Origin of the sequence: Parabacteroides sp. FAFU027, from assembly GCF_022808675.1 — a bacterium.
In the GTDB taxonomy this organism is placed as follows: domain Bacteria; phylum Bacteroidota; class Bacteroidia; order Bacteroidales; family UBA7332; genus CAXXIC01.
Map to the genome: position 1 here is coordinate 403,700 of NZ_JAKZKV010000003.1, position 24,542 is coordinate 428,241.

21 protein-coding genes are annotated in these 24,542 nt (G+C 44.8%); 9 read left to right on the forward strand and 12 right to left on the reverse strand.

The features are described from left to right. Positions 1-2,028: hypothetical protein (locus MLE17_RS06985; RefSeq protein ID WP_243348037.1), on the forward strand; the 2,028-nt coding region annotated here is incomplete at its 5' end. Positions 2,029-2,522: 494 nt separating this feature from the next. Here MLE17_RS06985 and pgeF read toward each other — a convergent pair. The 4 genes from pgeF to hpt form a co-directional block, all read right to left on the reverse strand. Next, on the reverse strand, positions 2,523-3,314 hold the full coding sequence (gene pgeF / locus MLE17_RS06990; RefSeq protein ID WP_243348038.1) for a peptidoglycan editing factor PgeF: 792 nt from the start codon (positions 3,312-3,314) through the stop codon (positions 2,523-2,525). Beyond that, positions 3,301-4,434, reverse strand: coding sequence for a GTPase ObgE (gene obgE, locus MLE17_RS06995; RefSeq protein ID WP_243348039.1), 1,134 nt, complete (start codon positions 4,432-4,434; stop codon positions 3,301-3,303). The genes pgeF and obgE overlap by 14 nt, the downstream gene beginning before the upstream one ends. A gap of 309 nt (positions 4,435-4,743) precedes the next feature. Further along, complete coding sequence (locus MLE17_RS07000; protein ID WP_243348040.1) at positions 4,744-5,313, reverse strand: adenylate kinase; 570 nt, start codon at positions 5,311-5,313, stop codon at positions 4,744-4,746. An 11-nt stretch (positions 5,314-5,324) separates the two neighbouring features. Beyond that, positions 5,325-5,858: a hypoxanthine phosphoribosyltransferase gene (gene hpt, locus MLE17_RS07005; protein WP_243348041.1), complete on the reverse strand. Its 534-nt coding sequence runs from the start codon at positions 5,856-5,858 to the stop codon at positions 5,325-5,327. A 345-nt stretch (positions 5,859-6,203) separates the two neighbouring features. On the opposite strand from hpt, the gene MLE17_RS07010 reads away from it, so the two are divergent. The 4 genes from MLE17_RS07010 to MLE17_RS07025 all read left to right on the forward strand — a co-directional run bounded on the left by MLE17_RS07010 (position 6,204) and on the right by MLE17_RS07025 (position 9,796). Then, positions 6,204-7,721 carry an NAD(P)H-hydrate dehydratase gene (locus tag MLE17_RS07010; protein ID WP_243348042.1) on the forward strand — a complete coding sequence of 506 codons (1,518 nt, stop codon included), beginning with the start codon at positions 6,204-6,206 and terminating at the stop codon, positions 7,719-7,721. 219 nt (positions 7,722-7,940) lie between these two features. Further along, positions 7,941-8,339, forward strand: coding sequence for a NifB/NifX family molybdenum-iron cluster-binding protein (locus MLE17_RS07015; RefSeq protein ID WP_243348043.1), 399 nt, complete (start codon positions 7,941-7,943; stop codon positions 8,337-8,339). Between the two features lie 24 nt (positions 8,340-8,363). Further along, a complete protein-coding gene (locus MLE17_RS07020; protein WP_243348044.1) occupies positions 8,364-8,609 on the forward strand; it encodes a hypothetical protein in 246 nt (81 codons plus the stop codon). 125 nt (positions 8,610-8,734) lie between these two features. Then, complete coding sequence (locus MLE17_RS07025) at positions 8,735-9,796, forward strand: DUF4831 family protein (protein ID WP_243348045.1); 1,062 nt, start codon at positions 8,735-8,737, stop codon at positions 9,794-9,796. Positions 9,797-9,862: 66 nt separating this feature from the next. Here MLE17_RS07025 and MLE17_RS07030 read toward each other — a convergent pair whose 3' ends face one another. Next, positions 9,863-10,759, reverse strand: a complete 897-nt coding sequence (locus tag MLE17_RS07030; RefSeq protein WP_243348046.1) for a prohibitin family protein — start codon at positions 10,757-10,759, stop codon at positions 9,863-9,865. 386 nt (positions 10,760-11,145) lie between these two features. On the opposite strand from MLE17_RS07030, the gene MLE17_RS07035 reads away from it, so the two are divergent. After that, the gene (locus MLE17_RS07035) at positions 11,146-11,661 is read left to right on the forward strand and encodes a V4R domain-containing protein (RefSeq protein ID WP_243348047.1); all 516 of its coding nucleotides are present in this window, start codon (positions 11,146-11,148) and stop codon (positions 11,659-11,661) included. 222 nt (positions 11,662-11,883) lie between these two features. On the opposite strand, the gene fucI is transcribed toward MLE17_RS07035, so the two are convergent. The 7 genes from fucI to MLE17_RS07070 form a co-directional block, all read right to left on the reverse strand. Beyond that, positions 11,884-13,671, reverse strand: a complete 1,788-nt coding sequence (gene fucI / locus MLE17_RS07040; RefSeq protein ID WP_243348048.1) for an L-fucose isomerase — start codon at positions 13,669-13,671, stop codon at positions 11,884-11,886. Between the two features lie 82 nt (positions 13,672-13,753). Next, on the reverse strand, positions 13,754-14,737 hold the full coding sequence (locus MLE17_RS07045; RefSeq protein ID WP_243348049.1) for a GntR family transcriptional regulator: 984 nt from the start codon (positions 14,735-14,737) through the stop codon (positions 13,754-13,756). Between the two features lie 167 nt (positions 14,738-14,904). Beyond that, entirely contained in the window at positions 14,905-16,224 is a 1,320-nt protein-coding gene (gene fucP / locus MLE17_RS07050; protein WP_243348050.1) for an L-fucose:H+ symporter permease, read from the reverse strand. A 155-nt stretch (positions 16,225-16,379) separates the two neighbouring features. Next, positions 16,380-17,396: a zinc-binding alcohol dehydrogenase family protein gene (locus MLE17_RS07055; protein WP_243348051.1), complete on the reverse strand. Its 1,017-nt coding sequence runs from the start codon at positions 17,394-17,396 to the stop codon at positions 16,380-16,382. A 224-nt stretch (positions 17,397-17,620) separates the two neighbouring features. Further along, entirely contained in the window at positions 17,621-18,001 is a 381-nt protein-coding gene (locus MLE17_RS07060) for an L-rhamnose mutarotase (protein WP_243348052.1), read from the reverse strand. Positions 18,002-18,043: 42 nt separating this feature from the next. Then, complete coding sequence (locus MLE17_RS07065; protein WP_243348053.1) at positions 18,044-18,967, reverse strand: amidohydrolase family protein; 924 nt, start codon at positions 18,965-18,967, stop codon at positions 18,044-18,046. A gap of 351 nt (positions 18,968-19,318) precedes the next feature. Continuing rightward, complete coding sequence (locus tag MLE17_RS07070; RefSeq protein ID WP_243348054.1) at positions 19,319-20,251, reverse strand: aldo/keto reductase; 933 nt, start codon at positions 20,249-20,251, stop codon at positions 19,319-19,321. Between the two features lie 211 nt (positions 20,252-20,462). On the opposite strand from MLE17_RS07070, the gene trhA reads away from it, so the two are divergent. From trhA to MLE17_RS07085, 3 genes are all read left to right on the forward strand, one after another. Further along, positions 20,463-21,110, forward strand: coding sequence for a PAQR family membrane homeostasis protein TrhA (gene trhA / locus MLE17_RS07075; protein ID WP_243348055.1), 648 nt, complete (start codon positions 20,463-20,465; stop codon positions 21,108-21,110). Between the two features lie 123 nt (positions 21,111-21,233). Next, a complete protein-coding gene (locus tag MLE17_RS07080) occupies positions 21,234-24,056 on the forward strand; it encodes a M16 family metallopeptidase (protein WP_243348056.1) in 2,823 nt (940 codons plus the stop codon). A 241-nt stretch (positions 24,057-24,297) separates the two neighbouring features. After that, complete coding sequence (locus MLE17_RS07085) at positions 24,298-24,537, forward strand: helix-turn-helix domain-containing protein (protein WP_243348057.1); 240 nt, start codon at positions 24,298-24,300, stop codon at positions 24,535-24,537. Positions 24,538-24,542 lie beyond the last annotated feature (5 nt).

A 24,542-nucleotide genomic window follows, 5' to 3' on the forward strand; every position in this document is an offset into this window, starting at 1 on the left:
TTCACTTCTGCTCTGCAAAATCCGTCTATCCCGAATGTAACCCTCGCAAATGCCGGTACCTATAAGGTCATCGTAACAAATGCGGCTGGTTGCGTGGACTCTATCACGACCAATGTGGTCATCAACGCTTTGCCGACCCCGACTATCGGTAGCAATACCCCGGTTTGCGTTGGTAAGACTTTGAACCTGACTTCCGGTGGTGGCACATCCTATCTATGGAAAGGTCCGAACGGATTCACTTCTGCTCTGCAAAATCCGTCTATCCCGAATGTAACCCTCGCAAATGCCGGTACCTATAAGGTCATCGTAACAAATGCGGCTGGTTGCGTGGACTCTATCACGACCAATGTGGTCATCAACGCTTTGCCGACCCCGACTATCGGTAGCAATACCCCGGTTTGCGTTGGTAAGACTTTGAATCTGACTTCCGGTGGTGGCACATCCTATCAATGGAAAGGTCCGAACGGGTTCACTTCTGCTCTGCAAAATCCGTCTATCCCGAATGTAACCCTCGCAAATGCCGGTACCTATAAGGTCATCGTAACAAATGCGGCCGGTTGCGTGGACTCTATCACTACCAATGTGGTCATCAACGCTTTGCCGACTCCGACTATCGGTAGCAACAGCCCGATTTGCGTTGGAATGACTTTGAACCTGACTTCCGGTGGTGGCACATCCTATCTATGGAAAGGTCCGAACGGATTCACTTCTGCTCTGCAAAATCCGTCTATCCCGAATGTAACACTCGCAAATGCCGGTACCTATAAGGTCATCGTAACAAATGCGGCTGGGTGCGTGGACTCCATTACGACAAAGGTAGATATAGAACCGTTACCTGTATTAGTAACCCACAATCCTTCTGCAGTTTGTTATCCATTTACCGTAGATCTGACCGATCCTGCAGTAACTGACGGTAGCACATTGTACGGTGCAACACTGACCTACTTCTATGAAAATGGAACAACTCCGTTGCTTCATCCGGAAGCAGTATCAGAATCAGGCATTTACCAAATCAAGGCTACAACACCTTATGGATGTACTGACATGAAACCAGTCTCCGTTACTATCGAAAACTGCTTAACCAGCTACTGTTCTTTGACTCAAGGTTTCTACGGTAACCAAAAAGGCAAGTTCTGCGATGGCACTCCGGGTTACACTTTGGTACAGAATCTGTTGAATACACCGATCGTTATCGGTATATCTCCAAGATTATTTACTATTGATGCCGGCAATGCAGCTTGTGTAAGATCTATCTTACCAGGTGGAGGCACACCTGCTGTAATTCCGATTGGACCTTGGAGTTGTGGTAACTTAGGAAGTGTTCCTGGTCCGCTGTTGACCAAACAAGGTAGATTGAACAACATTTTGCTTGCTCAAACAATAACTCTGGCATTGAACTTAAGGTTAGATCCTAATTTGGGTACAGTCAACATCTACAACCAAAGCTTCTACACCAGAGGTGCTGCCGGATGTTCTTTAGCTTTACCTAATTATCCATTAGGCGATGCTGTAACCTACACGATTCCGAACGCAGTATGGAGTCATTTCACTCCTCCGTTCACTGTTACAGACATCTTGAAGTTAGCTAGTGATGCCTTAGGAGGTGCTAATACAGGAGTTTCATTAAGTGCAATCAACAATGCTGTATCTATGTTCAATGAAGCAGCTGACGAATGTCAGTACATCTTCTTCCCACCGGCAGTAAGATCTGCTACAGCAACATCAGATGCTCCAAGCATTATTCCGACTGAAAGTGGTAATATAACCGTACAGGTTGTACCTAACCCGTTCAAGGCATTTACCGAAGTACAGGTAATGTCACCGGTTAATTCCAGTACTGCAAGAGTTGATATCTATGATTTGACCGGACGACTCATTACTTCTTATGTCGGCGACGGCCTTGAAGCAGGCGTCACTAAGTCATTCATGATCTTAGACTCTGACCTGGCAGCTAACCAATCTATCTTTATCTGTGTAGTTCGTACCGATCAGGGCTCTGTTTCTAAACGAATCATCAGATTATTCTAAGTATTAGTTCTTTAAACCTTAAAAACCTCCATCGGGATTTCCGGTGGAGGTTTCTTTTTATTGAATATCCGGATATTCACCTAAACCACTAGAAGTAACAAATATTAAAATTCCGCTCATAGCAACCTTTATGCTCCTTCTTGCCTAGTTGCATACGTAAAGATAATCCCCTGATATTAAAATCACTTTTCATCCAGATTAAATCCATATTTTATTAAATGGGGGTTATATCTGGATTTGATAAGGGTTATATCAGGGTTAAATGTGGGTGGATAGGCAAGTTGATAGGAGGATGATCGGATGAAAGCATCTTTGTGAAGGGTATTTCAGTTTGATATCCGGATTAAAAATACCGGAATATTCATTCGGAATGACTGAGATAACCGAATTGACTATAGAAAAAGTGAATGCGGGGTGTGCAAAGATAGTATCGGTGATATGAATGGAAAACGACGGTTATCCAGCTTGTCAAATAAATCAGTAACAACTCACTATTACCGGATTATGATTCCCGTCACCAATCGCCCTGATTTCACCCCCAATCTGCGGGCAGAAAAGAAGCGTTCATGTTCGGTAAAGGTGCAGATACCGGCAATCTCTATTTGATGCGGTTGCAGTCCGGCTTCCAGCAAATCCTGCTGATTTGCTTTCCAGAGGTCGATATGCTGTTTGTGGTTACTGGAAAGAATGGTCTGGGCAAATCCGTTCCGGCGGAATTCATCTGCCACATCTGCCCCCACTTCAAAGGCATCGGGACCGATAGAAGGGCCAATCGCGGCTACCAAATCCTTCGGATTACAGCCGAATTTCACATTCATCTTACGGACTGTTTTACCGGCAATGCGGGCCACTGTCCCCCGCCATCCGGCATGAGCCAATCCGGCTACCTTTTTTACAGGATCATAAATCAATACGGGTACACAATCGGCTGTCGTCACCCCAATGCAGATGTCAGTCTGATCAGTGATGAGAGCATCCACGCCATTGAGTAGTTGAACTTGTTGGTTCTCATTTTGGGAAATGAAATCCCCGTCAATGACACCAATCAGGTCACTGTGAGTTTGGTAAGGAATAAAAAGTTTATCGGAAGAAATGCCAATGGCATTGCAAAGGATTGTGCGATTTTGGGCAACGGAATCGGGATTGTCCCCGGAGAAGAGTCCGAGACTAAAGGAGTCATAGTTTCCGGTACTCACCCCTCCGTGACGCGTGGTCACGAAGTGGGTCAATCCGGTATATTTTTCAAGAGAAGGAAAACGAAGCAGTTCGGGACTATGCTTCATCATCCCAGTCGAGTTCATCATAGTCTTGTTCAAATTCATCATCGTCATCAAACTCATCCCAATCGGCATCCTCATCATCTAACTCTACTTCGCGTTTTCTGATTTCAAGATTACGGTGAGTAACTGCTTTAGGAGCTTCAGTATTAAGTTCTTTCCAGACCATGTCTTTCAGCTCCTGGATTCCGGTTCCGATAACCGATGAAATAAATACAACAGGAATTTCAGGCAAATCTTTTCTCATCTCGGCAATCAGCTCCTCATCAAGCATATCCGATTTGGTAATCGCCAGCAGACGTTGCTTATCCATCAATTCCGGATTGTAATTCTGCAATTCGCGAAGCAAAATGCGGTACTCTTCGTGAATATCTTTGGCATCAGCAGGCACCATAAAGAGCAACACAGAGTTACGCTCGATGTGGCGAAGAAAACGTAATCCTAGACCTTTTCCTTCTGAAGCGCCTTCGATAATACCCGGAATATCAGCCATCACAAACGATCGGTTGTCACGGTATGAAACGATTCCCAGGTTAGGCACCAGTGTGGTAAAAGCGTAATCCGCAATCTTTGGTTTAGCCGCAGACACAACAGATAGCAGTGTGGACTTACCGGCATTCGGGAATCCGACCAAACCAACGTCGGCCAGCAACTTCAATTCCAGAATAACGGCACGTTCGATAGCAGGCTCACCCGGCTGCGAGAAACGCGGTGTTTGGTTGGTTGCCGTACGGAAGTGCCAGTTACCCTGACCACCGCGACCACCTTTCAGTAAGACTACCTCCTGACCGTCATCCATAACGTCACAGATAAACTCACCGGTATCGGCATCGTAAACCACAGTTCCGCATGGCACTTCGATTACTCTATCCTCTCCGTCCTTTCCGGTACAACGGTCTCCTGCACCCGATTCTCCATGTCCGGCAAACACGTGTCGCTGATATTTCAGGTGAATCAGAGTCCAGTAATTGCGGTTCGCCCGCAAAATCACGTGACCGCCACGACCGCCATCACCGCCATCGGGGCCACCCTTGGCTACGAATTTCTCACGGTGCAGGTGGGTAGAGCCTCTTCCTCCTTTTCCTGAACGACAATAGATTTTTACGTAATCGACAAAATTTGAATCCATGTTTACTGTGTTACGAGTGATATTAAAGCGGCTTTCTATAGTCAATCAAATTTAAGATTATCTATATCCCCGCCCCTATCCCGATAGCTATCGGGACCCCTAAAGGGGACTTTGATTAGTGGTATCCCGGAATTAATTTGCACTTACCAACATCCCCTTTAGGGGCTTGGGGCAATTAAAACGTACAACATGCAACATTTTGAGTTGACTATTACCTATTAAGATACCCTCTTTGAAAAAATCAGGAAGCAATATCGCACGTTGAAACAACTTGTTCAGTCGCGTTATTGCTTCCCGACAAAAGAAATATTAGATAGCTTCAATCACGTCAGAGATACGACCGAAGATATCGTCGATTGATCCCATTCCGTGGATGCCTTTGTATTTGCCTTCTTCTTTGTAGTGGTTGATCAGCGGAGAAGTCTGGTTGTTGTAAACGTCCAGACGGCTTTTGATTGTTTCGAAGTTATCGTCAGAACGACCTGAGATTTGTCCGCGTTTCAACAGACGATCGATCAGCTCTGCTTCCTCAACTTCCAATGCAACAACTGCAGAAACATCCGTTCCGCGAGCGTTCAACATCTCTTTCAATGCAACTGCCTGTGGCAATGTGCGTGGGAATCCGTCGAAGATAACACCTTTAGAATCTTTGTTGCTGTCCAATACACCGGCCAACATATCGATAATCAAAGCATCCGGCACGAGTTGACCTTTTGAGATATAGCCTTCTGCTGTTTTACCCAGTTCGGTTTGATTTTTGATTTCAGCTCTTAAAACATCTCCGGTTGAGATGTGGAACAAACTGTACTTCTCTTTCAACAAGTCACTCTGAGTACCTTTACCAGAACCCGGAGCTCCAAAAATTACAATATTCAACATTTCGAGTTATATTAACAAATTACATAAATGTCATTCAGATTGCGGCCAAATCCATCGTAATCAAGCCCGTAGCCTACGATAAAATCGTTGGGAATTTTAAAAGCCACATAATCGAGCGTCAAAGGGACTTTTACCGATTCCGGTTTATGTAGTAGAATCGCAGTCCGCAACGAAGCCGGTTTTCGAGATTGCAAATCCTTTAGCAGTAACGAGAGCGTGTGTCCCGTATCCACAATATCTTCAACCAGAATCACGTCACGGTTTGCAATCTCTTCGGTCAGGCCGAGCAACTCTTTTACTTCACCGGTCGATTGCGTTCCTTCGTAGGATTTTACCCGTACAAATGAAATCTCGCATTCGATGGTCAGGCGCTTCATCAAGTCAGCTGCAAACATAAAAGCACCGTTGAGCACGCAAAGCAACAGTGGCTTTTTACCGGCATAGTCGCGATTGATCGTCTCAGCCAGTTCTGCAATACGGCTTTGTATCTTTTCACTGCTTAGATAAGTCGTGAAGGTTTTGTCTTTGACCTGAATAGTGCTCATAACCGACTGTTAACTAATACCGAATTGGTGCTCAGAGGCTCAACACCCCTCTCCTTTTGAATTTTAGGCTGCAAAAATACACATTTATATCCACAAATCAGGCACATACGGCCCGTTTACATCTAATTTAAGTATGGACAATTGCTGATTTTCAGGAAAAACAGACTCCGGCTTATCCAAGCGCAGTATGTTTTTGTAAATTTGCGTTCCGAATGATCACATTCAACAATTATCAATTACTAACTTCTTGAAATTTGAAACGAGCATGCACTTACGTCCACAAAAGAGAATGACAGTATATGCGAGTTTCATGATGTAAACAAAATAAAAAATCATTATTGACATATGAAATTCTTTTCAACCAATATTATTCGTCAACTCGACCAATACACCATCGAACACGAACCCATTTCATCCCTTGACCTGATGGAACGTGCAGCTCAAGCGCTTTTCCATGAATTCACCACCCGTTTTTCCAGGGATAAGGAGGTCTTTATCTTTGCCGGACAGGGAAATAACGGGGGCGATGCGATGGCATTAGCCCGCTTGCTGCTTCATGCAGGCTATGAAGTGGTAACCTATCTGTTCAATCCGGCCAGCACAAACAAAGCGCTGACTCCGGAATGTGAAGCCAACCGGGACCTCCTCTTCGCTGAATTCCCGGAGACCATTTACGAAATCCGCAGCGAATTTGAAAAACCGGTAATCACAGACAACAGCATTCTCGTGGACGGACTATTCGGTTCGGGACTGAATCGTCCGCTGGAAGGTGGATTTGCGGCTGTCGTCAACTTTATCAACAACTCAAAAGGTTACGTAGTCTCGATCGATATTCCTTCCGGAATGGCCGGTGAGGAGAATATCCAGGCTGATGAGCCGGTTATTGTAAAAGCAAACCTCACACTGAGCCTTCAGTTTCCCAAACTGGCCTTTTTCCTGAGTGAAAATCAGGCTTATGTAGGTGAATGGAAAGTGCTTGACATCCAGCTTCATCCCGAAGCCATTGAGCAAACGCCAAGTAACCTCTTCTTTCAGGAGCTCGAAGATGTAAAACCGTTGTTGAAAAAACGGGAGAAATTCGCCCATAAGGGAAGATACGGACATGTACTTCTGGTATCGGGTCGTTACGGTATGGCCGGTGCAGCCGTTCTGGCAGCGAAAGCGGCATTACGTTCAGGTGCCGGATTGTTGACTGTACAAAGCGCCGCCCACAACTGCCCGGTATTGCAAACGGCTGTCCCCGAAGCTATTTTCCTCGCAGATAAATCGAATGAACTGGTTACCGAAGTTTCCATCCCGGATAATTTCGATGTGGTAGCTGTCGGACCGGGCATTTCTACCCGCAGTGACGTCTCACTGATGTTGCGCAAACTGCTCAGCGAGTGCCAGAAACCGATGGTTATCGATGCCGATGCCCTCAACATCATTGCCAACCAGAAAGAGTTATTGCAGCAAATTCCGGCAAACAGCATCCTCACGCCTCACGTGAAGGAGTTTGAACGTATCTTCGGCCAAAGTAAATATTCTTACGACCGCATTGCCAAAGCCCAAAATGCTGCCCGTCAAATGAATGTGACTATCATTCTCAAAGGAGCTTACACGCTTATTGCGACTCCTGACCGCAACCTGATTTTCAACAGCACCGGTAATCCGGGCATGGCAACGGCAGGTTCGGGAGATGTACTTACCGGCATCCTTACCGCTTTGCTCGCTCAAGGCTACAAAGCCGAAGAGGCTGCCCGCCTGGGTGTTTACCTGCATGGCCTGGCCGGTGACCTGGCATTAGACGAACAGTCGGAAGAGTCATTGATTGCCGGAGATATCATTGCTGCGCTGGGCAGAGCTTTTAAGACGTTGAAATAAATCCATTATAACGATATTACTCCCCGGTAAATTCACTTTGCCGGGGATTTTTCATCTCCTACATTCCCGTCAAAAGGCAAAAAATATTAGCTACATTTTTGTAGAAACAAAACCGCCCCACGCACCTACCTACTGATTATCAACCTATTTATATTTTTGGCACTGCATTTGTAATAGTTGAAATAACGAAAATACGTTCAACTCAAAAATCAGCAGGTTATGAAAATCATGATTCCGGTGGTTGACAATTCAGCCCACAAACTGACCATCGCCGATGGCTTTAACACCTCAAGTCACGTTTGCCTTTATGACATTGAGAAAAATCATCTCGACTGGATGGAAGCCAGTCAGGTTATCCGACTGACCGGCAATATTGCAAAAGAATTTGCAAATCAGGACATCTGCGGTGTGATTACCAACCATATCAAGTTTATGGCTCTCGGGCTGTTCAACGACAATGGCCTGAAGGTTTACAAATCCAGGGGAACCGAACTGGAGCGCAACCTCGACCTGTTCCGCAACCGTAAACTGGAACCGTTTACCATCCACGACGCACTGACAGACAGCGGTTGTGGCACATCCTGTAACAGTTGCTCGTCTACCGCTTGCAAAAACTAACACTCATCTCAACTCTGAATCATTATGGCACTCAATAACGCAATCCTTTTTATCCGGAACATTACCGGTGATGCCGATTTCCGCAAAACCTGTTTTTCCTGTAAAAACAAGAAAGAACTACACGAATTGCTGGATAGAAGCGACATGTCATTTACCCCGGATGAGTTTTCGGCAGCTTTCGATATGGTCCATGTCAAATGCCAGACAACGGATGAAGTGGACCTGATCAAACAGGCTGAAGCGATTTACCACCTCTTTCCTCAAGGTTAAAGAGTACAGGTAAGTGCATTTTCCCACATTCTTGTCGGTTTCAGAAATTTAATTGTTAATTTTGAAGTCCGGTTTTCAGGGTAATCCAGTTACGATTATCCGGTTATTTCTAAAAATGCACTTCAATGAAAAAGATACTTTTCCTTTGCGGACTGCTGTTTTCTTTATCTGCTTACAGCCAGACAGAATGGCAAAAACTTTCAGCAACCAAGGCCAGCGATTTCGGCCTGAGCTATTCACTGCCCAAAACGGTATTATACTTTGATGTTGAATATACCAAAACCTCACTGAAAGCCGGTCCTTACTTCCGGTATGCAGAAAAGTTACTGGGAATCAATAACCCCATAGTTGCCGACAGCACCTTCTTTACAATAGACAAAGTCGCGGCGTTCTCTCATTCGACCATTGACAAAAAAAGCGCCTGCATGGTGCAGTTTAAATCGTCGCTGCCCTATATCATCCTCAATAGCGATGGCATCCTCTGTGCTGTAAATACAAATCCCGATACCATATCTGTCAGGATTCCGGAATTACCACAAAATCAGATATTAAAAGCAGGACCCACCCGGACACAAAACGTGCTTTCGGAAGAAGCCCTGGCGTCAGGCTCTGTTGCTAAAATGGCTGAAGTGGCTGCCAAACAAATCTTCAAACTGCGGGAAAGCCGCACCGACCTACTTGCCGGCGATGCTGAAAATGCCCCTAAAGACGGTGAGGGATTAAAGGTGTTATTTGCTCAACTGGATGAGCAGGAAAGTTCTCTGATGGCTCTCTTCATGGGTACTACTCAGGTGGAAAAACAATTTGCCCGAATCAAATACATACCGACTGGTGACGAAGTGAACCACCAGGTACTGTTCCGCTTCTCCAAACATTTAGGGTTAGTGGAAAAAGAGAACCTGTCCGGCGGACCGGTTTACATTGACCTGAAAGCCACCGACCGGAAGCAATTTATGCCAGACCCGAAACAAAAAGCAAAGGAGAAGAAAGGCTTAATTTATAACATTCCGGGCAAAGGAGAAGCAACGGTTTCTTACGACAACAAGCCGCTGCTGACACAGGAATTTACCATGACACAGTTTGGTATTCAGGCTAACTTCCCGACCAACCTGTTTAATGACAAGAAAGCTCCGGGTAAAGTCATTCTAAACCCTGAAACAGGAGCTATTATCAGTATGATGCAATAAACTCACTTATACGAAAAAATCCCCGGTCAGTTTAATTGGCCGGGGATTTTTTCGTATATAAGTGTTTTATTTTCCATCCACAATTATCGGGGCACTTTTCTTACTGTCCATAATAATCAGTTTTGCATTGGGAGATGTCGCTATGGCTTTGATCATCTCGTATTGCAGCTGTTTATCACTCAGTCCGGTGCTCAGGATTTTCTGGTAATCGGCAATACCCTGAGCCTCCACTCTTTTCCGTTCTGCCTCCTGACGCTCTTTTTGCAGGACAAAGGTCATCTTCTGCGCTTCTTGCTCAGCATTGATTTTCGATTCTATGGTCTGTTTGACCGATTTGGGCAAAGTAATGTTTCTCACCAACAATTGCTCCAATACGAGTCCTCGTTTCTGAAAATCGTGTTCAATGGTTTTAAAAATCCGCGTTTGAAACTCATCACGCTTCGTGGAATAAAGCGCTACCGCATCGTAATAAACCGCATTATCCCTGATTTTGGTACGGCAAATAGGCCGGACTATGGTGTTAATATAGTCGGGGCCAATTTCTCTTAAAATTCGGGGAGCTTCAGCCGGGATCACTTTATATAGTACCGTGAGATCAATAACCACCTCAAGCCCGTCAGCCGAAAGCACGCGAATAGCATCATCTCCACTTCGGTCTCCTTCATCGTGGACACCCGACATGGTATAGTTCTGCGTTTTTATATTAAACGGCACAACATCTACTAATGGATTTATCACATTTAATCCACTCTCCAGAGTTTCATTGCTGACCTTCCCAAAAAGTTTTTGTACACCAACTTCTCCGGGCTCAATCTGAACGATACAGGCAACACCCAATCCAAGGATGACAAGCGCCAATCCGGCAATCTTTACAAAACGGCCATAAACAGCCGTCGGTTTTGCCACTTTAGAAACAACGCCCCCGGCAATCAAGACTATTATTCCAAGAACTACAAGTACCATAGTATTCTGATTTAAAAGTTAAACGCACTAAATGTAGTCATTTTTTGTTTCCCCAACGTTTATCTGCCAGAAATTCAAACAAATGAAAGAGAGAAGAGGTCCCCCTGCGTTGTAATCATTACATTGTTGTAAATACGATTAATCACCTGTCATCATTTTTATTACTGACAGTTTTTTAGTAATTTATTGTCGCAAACAAATGGTTATCTAAATAAAAGGCCTGGCCACTAAATCACATCACACTGTTTTTCAACAACATAACACACCAACAAAGTATAACAGCAGGTGTTTACAACCACCCCGGTCGGTCTTACAGGGTCATATAAGAAGCTGATTACAATTTAGATAGCATCTAAATCTATTATAAATAAAGTGATTTCAACAATATGAGGGAAGATAACTACACATTCCAATGGAGTGATTTGGGTGATATAGAATTAGGTCGTCCGGAATTGGGAAACACGACATACGTTTCGATTTACCGTATGCTCCAGTTTTCTGTTCGCAGTGCCATTGCTCTGGAATATGGAGGCAAGGCAGCACAAAAAATATTCTACAATGCCGGATTAATGGCCGGAATGGAGTTCTGCATAAATAATCTGGATACAAATCTTGATGCTTGCCAGTTTTTCATACATTTGGCAGATAAACTAAAAGAGTTCAACATCGGGCTTCTTGAAGTAGAAAAAACAGATCTTGGAAACCTGCACTTTATTGTCACTGTCTCGGAAGACCTCGATTGCTCCGGATTGCCTGACAGTAAAGAAACCGTCTGCGGATTTGATGAAGGATTCATCTCCGGTATCCTGAGAGAATATATGGGGATAGATTTTCTAGTGAAAGAAATCGACTGCTGGTCAAACGGCAATAAGCTTTGCCGTTTTGAGATCAAGAAGAAATAAAAAACAGCTGTCTCTGAGTAAACAAGAAATAAGAGCTGACTGGAAATTCCGGTCAGCTCTTTTTGTTTATCCATCATTTGGTTACAAAACTCCTACCACAAAGATTTACAACTATTATGAAGATAAAAATCAATTAGCAGATTAGCAGATTTGAAAATGTGAGAATTTAAAGATTAAGCCCATCTGCTAATTTGCTAATTCTCAAATCTGCTAATTCAAAAATTATTTATACAGTGCTCCGTATGTCTGGCAAGCCCGGTAATCAGAGCCTTCGGCATCCATACCAAATGAAGCCCATGCGCTCGGACGGAAGATTTGTTCATCATCCACGTTGTGCATACACACCGGAATACGAAGCATAGAGGCTAGTGTAATCAGGTCAGCGCCAATGTGGCCGTAGCTGAATGCACCGTGATTTGCGCCCCAGTTATTCATCACCGAATAAACATCACGGAAGGCTCCTTTACCGGTCAGACGCGGAGTAAACCAGGTGGTTGGCCAGGTTTTATCGGTACGCTCATTCAGGATTTGGTGAACATCAGCAGGAATATCGACTGTCCAACCCTCAGCAATCTGAAGAACAGGGCCAAGGCCTTTTACCAGATTCACACGAGCCATGGTTACGGGCATTCCTCCTTTTGACAGGAAGTTTGACGAGAAACCACCTCCACGGAAATAACCGCGCGCAGCAGGGAACCAGGTAGTTGCTTTGAGACATTTATCCGCCTCTTCTTCTGTGATTTCCCAGAAAGGCTTCATAGCAGGTTGTCCCTCTTTGGTTTGTTCGCCGGAACCATCCAAAGCGGCAGAACCGGAATTGATCAGGTGAATCAGTCCATTTGCAGCAAGGCCTTCCAGTTTCTTACCGGTAACCCGCTCAACCGCTTCCGGACTCCAGTAAGTACGAACATCGGCAAATACCTGAGCGGTATTGGTCAACAGTTTACCAAACAACATCGCCACACCATTCAACGCATCATTTTCTGTAGCCACTACAAATGCTTCACGGATACCGTTCCAGTCAAAAGATGAGTTCAGAATCGCTTCAGAGAAGTCACCGTTTGGTTTGAAGTCAGTCCACTGACGTTGTCCCTGGAAGCCGGATGCAATGGCATTGTGTCCCAATGCTTCTTCTGCAAAACCAAGTTCCTTCAATTTCGGGTTACCAATCATCAGGTCACGGATGATAAGGGTCATTTTCACAACAAATTCCCAGTCGGCATCCAGTTCAGCACGGGATTTGAGTTTATCGGCATCGTTAAAGTCTTCGCCTTCGTTAGCTTTACAGTTCTTTTCAGTCCACGCCATAGCTTTTTTGAACTCTTCTGGGTCGAAGATATTCTGCTCTATGCGGCGAAGGATTTCAGTCATATCGACATTCTCGCTACGCATGCCGAGGTAGCTTTGGAAGAAATCCGCATCCACGATAGAACCTGCAATACCCATAGATACAGAGCCTATAGACAAATAGGATTTACCGCGCAAAGTTGCTACTGCCAAGCCTGATTTAACGAAACGGATGATTTTCTCCTTAACATCAGCCGGAATAGAAGTGTCGCTGTTATCCTGTACGTCTTTTCCGTAAATACCGAATGCAGGAAGGCCTTTCTGAGTGTGACCGGCCAATGCCGCAGCAAGATAAACCGCACCCGGACGCTCTGTTCCGTTGAATCCCCAGATCGCTTTTGGCACCTGAGCATCGTATTCAATGGTTTCGCTTCCGTAGCACCAGCAAGGAGTAACGGAAAGGACAACGCCCACACCTTCACGTCTGAACTTTTCAGCACAGGCTGCCGCTTCATCTACACGGCCGATGGTTGAATCAGCGATTACGCATTGTACGGGTGTACCATCGCTGTATTTAAGAGTAGAACTAATCAGTTCTGCGGCACTTTTAGCCATGTTCATGGTTTGCACTTCGAGGGATTCACGAACGCCTCCCTGACGTGCATCAATAATCGGGCGAATACCTACTTTAGGATTCTCTCCCTGATATCTTCCGGTCTTCATTTTTGTGTTTATGGTAAAATCGTTTTGTTTTATAATTAAACAGACAATGCTGAACTATGCTGTTTTATTCTCAAAAAAAGAGCTACACCGAGCCCCTTAAAATAAGTTCTGTTGGTAAAAACTCCTGGACTAATTGTTTGGTCTTGACATATTCTGCCGCTTTCGCTCCCATCAGACCGAAATCGATAGAAATAGAAGAAATGCCATTTTTAATCACCTCAAGTACAGGGTTTTCATTATAGGAAATCAATCCGATATTTTCGCCCAATGTAAATCCGGCCGCATCCGCTTCCTTAATCACTTTCACCATATCCTCAGTAAGAATGCAGAGATACAGTGTCGATGCTTCCACTCCTTTCCATTCTGATTGCTCACGAATCACCTCACTCTCCAGATTGTTCTCTTCACAGAAACGGTTGAAATAATCAATGGAAGTCAGTGGGTGATAAAGCTCTTCCGGGAATAGAAACACAAACTTCTTATATTTAAGCAATTGCTCTTTCCCCTCAACCAGACAGTTATAGAAGGATTCCCCAAAATCCTGGCACAGATAAGGTATTTCTCCTTTATCGAAACTACCGAAATCAAGCAAGAGCAGCTTCTGAGTCGGTATTGAACTCAAACAGTCCGACAACTCTTCGTTTGAGAAGTTCATCACCACATACATGCTGTACTTACCCAGACTTTCCCGCACGATGGTTTCAAACAAATGCGGATTGTACTGGTGAAATAGAAGATCAACCTTGTAGCTTTTCGGCAAGTTAGAAACAAACTGATTATAAAGGCTTTGCTTAAATGCGGAATAGGTATCCAACAACAAAAGGACATGATTCACCTCGCCGGTTACGTAGTACCCTTTAGTGGGAGTGGAATCTACAAGTCCTCTTCTTTTAAGTTCAAGATAGGCCTTAAATACAGTATCACGCGACACTTTATACCGGCGATTCATCTCGTTGATAGAAGGCAGGTTATCGCCCCCTTTTAATTCTCCTTTCATGATAGCATGAGACACACCATCTACTACTGATTTTATTTTTGATGTTGAATGGGAGAATTTGATTTTCATTGAATTATCTATCCTGAACTGTTATGCAAAGATAAGGTGGTAATGCGGGAGATGAATTAGCTATAGATATGTTTTACAACAGAGCTATCTTATTTGGAATCCAAAAATAGCAAAAATCCTGTGATAGAACTTTCTACCACAGGATTTTAATTATCGAAATGAGATATTTAGTGCGAAATAACCACCTTCTCATCGCCGTCAAACAATGGACCGGAAGGTTTTGAACCGATGTAAGAGTAGTACATTACGTACAAATATCCAATCAGCGGAACAATCATCGCCCACGCCATGCTGTGAGTTTTATCAGCAATCAGCCCCATGATTGGCGTCCAGATGGCACCACCGATAATGGCCATGATAATCATAGAACCACCGATTTTGGTATTCGGTCCAAGGCCTTTCACGCCAAATGCAAAAATGGTCGGGAACATCAGCGACATGAAGAAACTGGTAATCACAATCGCATACCCACCGATAACTCCCGGGAATAAAACGGCAAGAGCAACCAAAACGACATTTATAATCGTGTACAGTCCCATCAGACTATGCGGGTTGACTTTTCTCATCAATGCTGTAGAAACAAAACGGCCAAAACCGAATACTAACAAGGATGCAAAGAGGAATCCACCGGCCTCTTTTTCCGATTTACCCAGATAATCCTTAATGTAAGGAATCATATAGCTCCAGGTTCCTACCTGTGCGCCCACATAGAAGAACTGGGCAACAACACCTTTTACAAAGTGAGGATACTGGAACAGTTTTGAGAAATGTCCGTGGCCGCTTGGCTTTTCTGTGTCTAATTTGTCATGCGTTCCGGTTTCTGTTTCGGCAGGAAACTTCACTTTCCAGATCAGGAAGGCCATCACCAGAATCACAGTACCAATCACCATATAAGGAGGAATTACCCGCATAATCTCACCGTGCAGGTATTCCTGGTATTTACCAGCCGCCTTCAGCGCATTTACCTGTGCTTCGGAGTGTTCAACGCCGGAGAAGATAAATATATTTCCAATCAATACCCCACTCATCGCACCCAGCGGGTTAAATGCCTGGGAGAAATTCAGACGTTGGGCTGAAGTATCCGGGTCACCAAGCACGGAGATAAAGGAGTTTGCACCGGTTTCAAGGAAAGCCAGACCACTGGCAATAACGAACAGTGCTGTCAGGAACAGACCGTACGTTCCGGTCATAGCTGCAGGATAAAACATATAACTTCCTGCGGCAAACAGCAGCAAACCAATAATCATTCCCGTCTTGTAGTTGTAACGGTCCATGATGTAAGCGGCAGGCATCGCCAAAAGGAAATACCCCATGTAAAAAGCCGACTGAACCAATCCAGCCTGAAGACGATTCAGTTCAAACGACTTCATGAACTGCGGAATCAGGATATCATTGAGATTGTTGGGCACTGCCCACAGGTAGAAAAGAGCCGTTACAAGGATAAACGGCAGCAGATTTTCTCTGCTTACGATTTTGTGTTTTGACATGTTTCAGATATAAAAAGGTAAATGATTCAGGGATATGTTTCGGAAACAAAATAAAGGAATTAAACGCAAAGTCGGTCTGATTACAGTCCAAATAATTGAATCCATGCAATTTTATCGACTTTGCGTTTGCTTTTATGTCTCAGAAATAGTTCCGGTTAAAACTCAACCAATACGCGGAATACTTTGCCAGGGTCTGCAGCCCAGGCCTCCATTGCATCTTTAGCGGTTTCCGGTTTCGCAACAGCTGAAATGAATCTGGTAATGTCGTTTTTCGTATTGCGGAAATAGTTGATTACCGCTCTGAAGTCAGACGGCATCGCATTACGCGAACCCATAATATTCAATTCTTTCTGCACGAAATACTTGGTCTGGAAAGCCACTTCGCTTTTAGCATAACCGATACAAACGACGCGGCCAGTAAATGCCACCTCATCAATAGCCATCACATAAGTGGGAGGTGCTCCAACGGCTTCCACCACTACATCAGCGCCAAAGCCTCCGGTATATTCGCGCATTTTGTCGTGCACGTTTTCGCTTTTGCTGTTGATGGTGTATTTTGCTCCATATTCTTTAGCTAAAGCAAGCTTTTCGTCGTCAATATCTACGGCGATAACGGTAGCGCCACGCAATGAAGCGCGAACAATCGCTCCCATACCAATCATACCGCAACCGATTACCATTACGTTATCAAGGTCGGTCACCTGAGCACGGTCAACCGCATGGAAGCCCACACTCATCGGCTCAATCAGGGCGCAATCACGCGGAGAGATACCTTCAGCCGGAATTACTTTTCCCCAGGGTAAAGCCAGATATTCGAGCATTGCGCCATCACGCTGCACACCGAAAGTCTGGTTGAATTCACACGCGTTTACACGGCCATTGCGACACGATGCACATTTACCGCAATTGGTATATGGATTCAACGTTACGCTCATACCTACCTCGAAACCGGCAGGTACGTTTTCGCCGATTTCGGCAATTACCGCTCCCACTTCGTGACCCGGAACAATCGGCAATTTCACCATCGGATTTTTACCGAGGAAGGTATTCAGGTCAGAGCCACAGAAGCCGACATATTTAATTTGCAATAAAACTTCATCGCTTTTGATTTGAGGTTTGGCAACCTCTACGACACACATCTCTGAGGGTGCCGGGATTTGAACTGCTTTCATCGTTGTTATTCTGTTATTGTTCAATGTTTATGCTTTTAAGCCGCTTCGACACGAATTTAATATGCATCTTCTCCTTTTTCATTTCTGAAAAAGGATAGGTGTTATTCGCAAAATCTGATTCTTAACCAACGTAAAGTTGTTATCATCTCTTTTGATTCGTGAATTCGTGGCTTTATATTTTCTGTGTTCTCTATTTACACTCATAAATTGAAATCAGGAGTAATCTACAGACTGAAAATCCGTTCCATCAATACCCACTTCTCAGCTGAAGAAGCGCCGGGTTTTGTCAACTGGAATTTAGCCATAAACTCTTCCCATTCAGCCTGGCGGTTCAGGACTGCCAGTTTGGCAAAAGCACTGTCCCACTCAAAATCAAGCGGTGTTTCCACAATCATGAAGAGCAAACTTCCCAACAAGTAAATTTCCATGTCGAGAATTCCTACTTCACGAATCCCTTGTGGAATTTCCGGCCAACGATTCTCGGGCCGATGCCAATATTTGTATTCCTCAATGAGGGCAGGGTCATACTTAAGTTCAAGTGTCTGGCAGTAACGTTTTACCGGTTGGTCAAATTGCTTAACCGGATATCCTGATTTCAGATTCATGGATTAATGTATTAGGAAAAAACAGAAAGAAGGTTTGTTGATTTATTCCACCATCGAAAGGATGTAGGGCAATTCAGGCAAGTTGCTGAAGCCATAGAAAGCCTCTGCATTTCGTCCCAGGAATTTTGCCTTTTCCTCTTCCGTCAGCAGGTTTGATTTTTGTACAAAGTCATACGACATGCGATAAGTAATCACCGACATGGTACGCGGATAATCCGAGCCCCACATCAGCTTCTCCATACCGACCAGTTCAGCCGCCTCTTTGATGGCCCATACGGCTCCGTTGTACGGGTAAAACTCCGGATGAAACAACCAGGTGATTCCGCCAGACTCTATCCTCACGTTTTTGTGGCGGGCCAGCTTCACCTGCTCCTGCCAGTCGGCACGGGTCACCATCGCAAAGTGACCGATGGCGATTTTCAGATTAGGACATTCGGCAATAACCTCTTCCATCTCTTTCACCTGTTCGGCTCCGTCGGCCAGGTCGATGGACAGGATCATCCCCTTTTCCTCCATGAATTTGAAAGTCTTCATCATCTCGTCGCAGGTGAGATATATGCGTCCCTCTGGCAACAGGAGTCGTTGCGCAGGGACTTTCACTGCACGAAAGCCCTTCTCATGAAGCGTTTTTACCGTCTCGAAGTAGCCGGGCTTGCGAAACTCAGCCAACCCACACACCAAAAAGCGATTTGGATATTTTGCAGCCACCTCCAGCAGATACTCATTCTGGTTTCCGTCGATATACTCCTGGGTAATGACTGCCCCGGAAACCTGCGCATAGTCCATATTGGCCAGGAAGATTTCGGCGGTGTTGGCTCCGTCCACCATATAGGGCGGCATCATCTGGCGGACTTCCCCCAGAAAGATACTTTTACCGCCGGTCAGGGTGCGGATTTCCTTGCCATCCACCACGGCATCCTGCTTGAGCCACAAATGGGCATGCGCGTCAATTATTTTGTAATCCATATCTTGAATGTTTCAGGCTAATGCCTTTGGACAAAAATAAATTTCGAAGTGTTTTATAACTCTATAACGGTTTGTACTAGTAGTATTCTAAGGATGAAACAACCAAAATCATTTAGCCACGAATCCACGAATAGAAAAGTATCTTTTCTTTCCCAATATTGGGAAAGGATTTGTGTCATTAGGCTTTTATTTGAAAATCAAATGATTTGGTGCTTCTGGTTTTTATTCGTGAATTCGTGGCTGTTTTATTTGACAAGTACTCTATCCAATAAAATAATTACACGAAGCTTAGGAAAATGTTTTCCTAAGGAACGATGTCACTCATACCATTCGTTATAGAACCTGTCTTTATTATGAGTTCTCCCAGGTTTCGCGGAAGTATGGTCCGATGATTTCGCGCACTTCCAGCAACAATTGCTCATCGAGCGGCTCTTCAATCCATTTGATATTTTTCAGGACATTCTCAGAGCTGGTTGTACTGAAAAGAGTTGAAGAGATACGCGGATTGCTCACCGAATATTTCATAGCCATCTGTTCGATGGATGCACCTTTTGATTTCACGTGCTGAACCGCTTTTTCACAAACCGCTTTCAACTCAGGTGTAGCCGGGTGCCAGGCTGGAGCGCCACGTTCGGTCAACATTCCCATTGAGAGTGGAGAGGCATTGATCACTCCTACCTCATTGGCTTCGAAGAAATCCAGATAATCCACCAACGCATCGTCATTCAGGCAGTAGTGACAGAAGGAAAGGATGCTTTCGACTACTCCTTTTTTCGTATTTTCCACTACATATTTCAACAGCTCTAGCGGAAGTCCGGTAATTCCCACATGGCCTACCACGCCTTTGGCCTTAAGTTCATGCAGGGCGGGAAGCGTCTCGTTGATAACCTGATTCACGTCGCTAAACTCTACATCGTGTACATTTATCAGGTCGATGAACTCCACATTCAGGCGTTCCATGCTTTCATAAACACTTTCGGTCGCCTTTTTAGCCGAATAGTCCCAGCAGTTTACACCATTCTCGCCGTAGCGGCCCACTTTTGTGGACAGGATGTATTTTGAGCGGTCTACCTCTTTCAGGGCTTTACCCAATACAGTTTCCGCTTTGTAATGACCGTAATAGGGAGATACATCAATGAAATTCAATCCGTTATCTACAGCTGTATGCACGGCTTGTATGCCGTCGCTCTCCTTCAGGGAGTGAAACACGCCACCCAGTGATGACGCACCAAAACTCAGGGCTGATATTTTCAGTCCCGTCTTACCGATTTCACGATATTCCATAAGTTTAATTAGGGGTTTTCTGATTCAGGAGTGTAAAAGTATAGCGGTTTCTTTCGGATTATCACTCAACTACCTGATTTTGTTTATGCAAAGGTTTGCGGAAAAGGGATTTGCCTGTTCTTTTTTACATCTTTTGGGGAAATCAAAATGAACACCAGCTCTCCATAAAGGGTTTAATGCGTATCCATTCAAATAAAAACGAAACAACCGCATGGGAAATAACAAACCAATCAAATACTATTCCGCCGTAGAAGAACGGCTCAATATCCTTTCACACGGATTGGGTATGCTAATGAGTTTTATCGCTCTGCCTCTGCTCATCAGGCAGGCTCTTGAGAACGGGCAAAGCCGCTATTTGGTCAGTTTTATCATTTACGGAGTGAGCCTTATCACGTTATATACCGCTTCCACAATCTATCACAGTGCGCGAACCGACATACGCCGCCGCAGATTGAATGTCTTTGACCATGCCGCCATCTATGTCCTCATTGCGGGTACCTATACCCCGCTTACGCTGGTCACGCTGCATGGAAAAATCGGCTGGGCACTCTTTGCGGTTGCCTGGGGGGCTGCATTGGTCGGCGTTGTGTTGAAACTCTTTTTCACGGGGAAATACAACCTCCTCTCTACCATTATGTATGTGGCTATGGGCTGGATAGTAGTCTTTGCGGCTAAATCATTAATCAACAACCTGGCCGTTGAAGGGCTTTGGTGGTTATTGGCGGGCGGCATATCCTACACTGTCGGTGCCGTCTTATACAGTCTTAAAAAGCTGAAGTTCAATCACGCCATCTTTCACCTGTTTGTCCTCATCGGCAGCTTTTGTCATTTTATGACTATCTACGGTTATGTCAAATAAATACTCTTCTTTGTTGAAAACTACTCTCATCGTTATTTTTTGTTACAAACAAACGATTCATTTAGATATTCACTTTCCTGATAAATAGTACATTTGCATTTAATCACATACAATTATCAAGAGATGAGAAAAATATTTAGCAAAAATCTGACAGTGAGCATACTGTTATCGCTCATTACCCTTCCGGTAGTGGCGCAGCAGATGCAGCCGCTTCCCATCGATGCGAAAGTTCGTTACGGGAAGCTTGACAATGGTCTGACTTACTACATCCGGCACAACGAAGAGCCCAAACAGCGTGCCGAGTTCTACATCGCACAGCGCGTGGGTTCTATTCTTGAAGAAGAACCGCAGCGCGGTTTGGCCCACTTCCTCGAACACATGGCTTTCAACGGCACCAAAAACTATCCAGGCAAGGCGCTTATCAATTACCTCGAAACCATAGGGGTGAAATTCGGTGAAAACCTGAATGCTTATACCGCCTTTGATGAGACGGTGTACAACATGTCGAACGTGCCGATGACGCGAGAGACCATCATCGACTCCTGCCTGCTGATTTTGCACGACTGGTCGGGTTTTATCTCTTTAGATGATAAAGAGATTGACAAAGAACGGGGTGTTATCCACGAAGAGTGGCGTACACGCCGTGATGCACAGGACAGAATCTGGGAGCAGATGTTCCCGGAGATTTACCCAAACTCCCAATACGCTTACCGCATGCCCATCGGTCTGATGAGTGTGGTGGATAACTTTAAATACCAGGCGCTGCGTGACTATTATAAAAAATGGTACCGTCCCGATTTGCAGGCTATCATCGTTGTCGGTGATGTGAATGTGGACCAGGTGGAGGCTAAACTGAAGAAAATCTTCTCTGACATTCCCAAACCGGTCAATGCGGCCAAACGTATCATGTATCCGGTGCCCGATAACGTAAAACCGCTCGTGTCGGTGGCTTCCGATAAAGAGGCGACCAATACAACCATTGCCGTATTCTTCAAACACAATCCGCTACCGGAGGAGGTGAAGCCGACTGCGATTGCTTTGGTCCAGAATTACCTCACCGGTCTAGGTCAGATGATGCTTAACAACCGCTTGTCTGAACTTACCCAAAGCGCTAACCCGCCTTTCGTGGGCGCCGAGGTGGAAGACGGGGAGTATCTCGTCTCCCGCACCAAGGATGCACTGACTGCTTATGCCGTATGCAAGGAGGGGGAAATCGACAAGTCTATGACAGCCCTCGTGAAGGAGCTTTACCGGGTGGATAAGTTCGGATTTACAGAAAGTGAACTCGAACGTGCCAAAGCAAATATGCTCCGCAGTATGGAGAGCACTTACCAGGAACGCAACAAGCTTAAAAACGGTAGTTTTGTCCGTGAATATGTCAGCCACTTCACTACAGGTGAAGTCATTCCGGGTATCGAGTACGAATATAACTTCATGAACAACGTCTTGCCGAAGCTCTCTTTGCAGCAGGTGAATCAATCCATCCAGGAGCTGCTGGGCGATTCCAACGTGGTGATTACCGTTTCCGGCCCGCAAAAAGAGGGATTGAAGTATCCGACTAAAGAGGAGTTGCTTTCAGTCTTTGAAAAAGCCAAGACGACTGAATTGACGCCATATCAGGACAAAGTATCCAACGAGCCGCTCGTACCAAACGAGCCTAAGCCGGGTAAAGTCATCAAATCGACTGAAGATAAAAAGTATGGTGCTACTGTGTGGACCTTATCTAACGGGGCGAAAGTCGTTTTAAAGAAAACAGATTTCAAAGAGGACCAAATCCTGATGAAAGCGGTCAGCTTCGGAGGGAATTCGCTACTTGACAACAAAGAGATTATCAACATCCTCGCCATGAACGATGTGATTGGCATCAATGGTCTGGGAAACTACAGCAAGGTTGATTTACCCAAAGTACTGGCGGGTAAAAAAGCCGGTGTATCGGCCAGTATCGGTACCACAACAGAGAACGTTGGTGGCTCTTGTTCGCCCAAAGACCTGGCAACGATGATGCAGCTCACCTATCTGACCTTTACGGCTCCGCGTACCGATAGCGCCGCGTTCATTAGCTACCAGAAACGCTCCAAAGCGATGCTGGAGAATAACGAAGCCAACCCGATGGTCATCTATCGTGATTCGCTCTACCACGATATGTACGGCGACCATCCACGTGCGAAACGTATGAAGGCCGATATGATTGATAAGGTGGACTACAAACGCATCATGGATATCTATGCGCAACGTTTTGCCAATGCTGCTGATTTTACCTTCTTCTTTGTGGGGAATGTAAATGCAGATTCGCTCAAACCGTTGGTGGAAAAATACATCGCCTCGCTTCCTGCCAAAGGCAAGAAAGAGAAGTATGCCGATATCAAAATGACTATCCATCCGGGCATCATCAAGCACCACTTCGACCGTGCGATGGAGACACCTAAATCGACCGTGTACACCATCTATTCGGGTAAATGCCCTTATACACTCGAGAACCAAATCAAAATGAGCATGCTCGACCAGATTCTCGATATCGTCTATACCGAAAAAGCACGCGAAGACCAGGGCGGTACCTATGGTGTGGGTGTGAATGGTTCCGTATCGAACTATCCGAAGGAACAGTTCCGTTTATTGGTTGGCTTTGACACTAACGAGCAGAAGCGTGATACACTTCTCGACATCGTTTACAAGGAGTTGAAAAACATCGCACAAAACGGTCCGTCCGAAGTCAACTTAAATAAGGTGAAAGAGTTTATGCTCAAAAAGCACAAGGAAGACCTTCGTGAAAATAACTATTGGACAGGTGTCCTCTACAATGCTTACATGGATAAACAGGACTTCCATACGCAATATGAAGCCGTTATCAACAGCATGAATGTGGAGAAGATTAAGAAGTTTGCCGCTTACATCCTCGCTCAGGGTAATGACGTGGAAGTCATTATGAATGGAAAGAAGAAAGAGTAGCGTCTGTCGAATAAATAAGTAAGCTTTTTATTGATTGGGTGACTTGAAGTCACCCAATCAATACGTAATTAAGCGCATCTCTGAATATTGATATTCAGGGGTGCGCTTTTTATTTTCCAGCCTTTAATATCCCTTGCAAAAACAGACCGGAAGCAAATCTTTAGACTCCTATCCCCGATTATTCCAAAATGGAATAGTGAATTATTCTTTTTAATATTGCTCATCTGAATATTGAAAAATTATGGACAGGAACGATTACTCAAGAAAAAGGCGAATCCTTTCAGCAAAACTTATCGAAGCTCGGGAGAAAGCCGACCTTTCTCAAATACAGGTTGCTGAAACAAAAGTAATTTCACAAAGCGAGCTATCAAAAATAGAGAATAGTGCAAGACGAGTAGATTTTTTACTTCTGCTTGATTTGGCTGAATTATACAATCAACCTATCTCATATTTTATTCCTGATAAAACTCCCGAAAAATAGGTAAT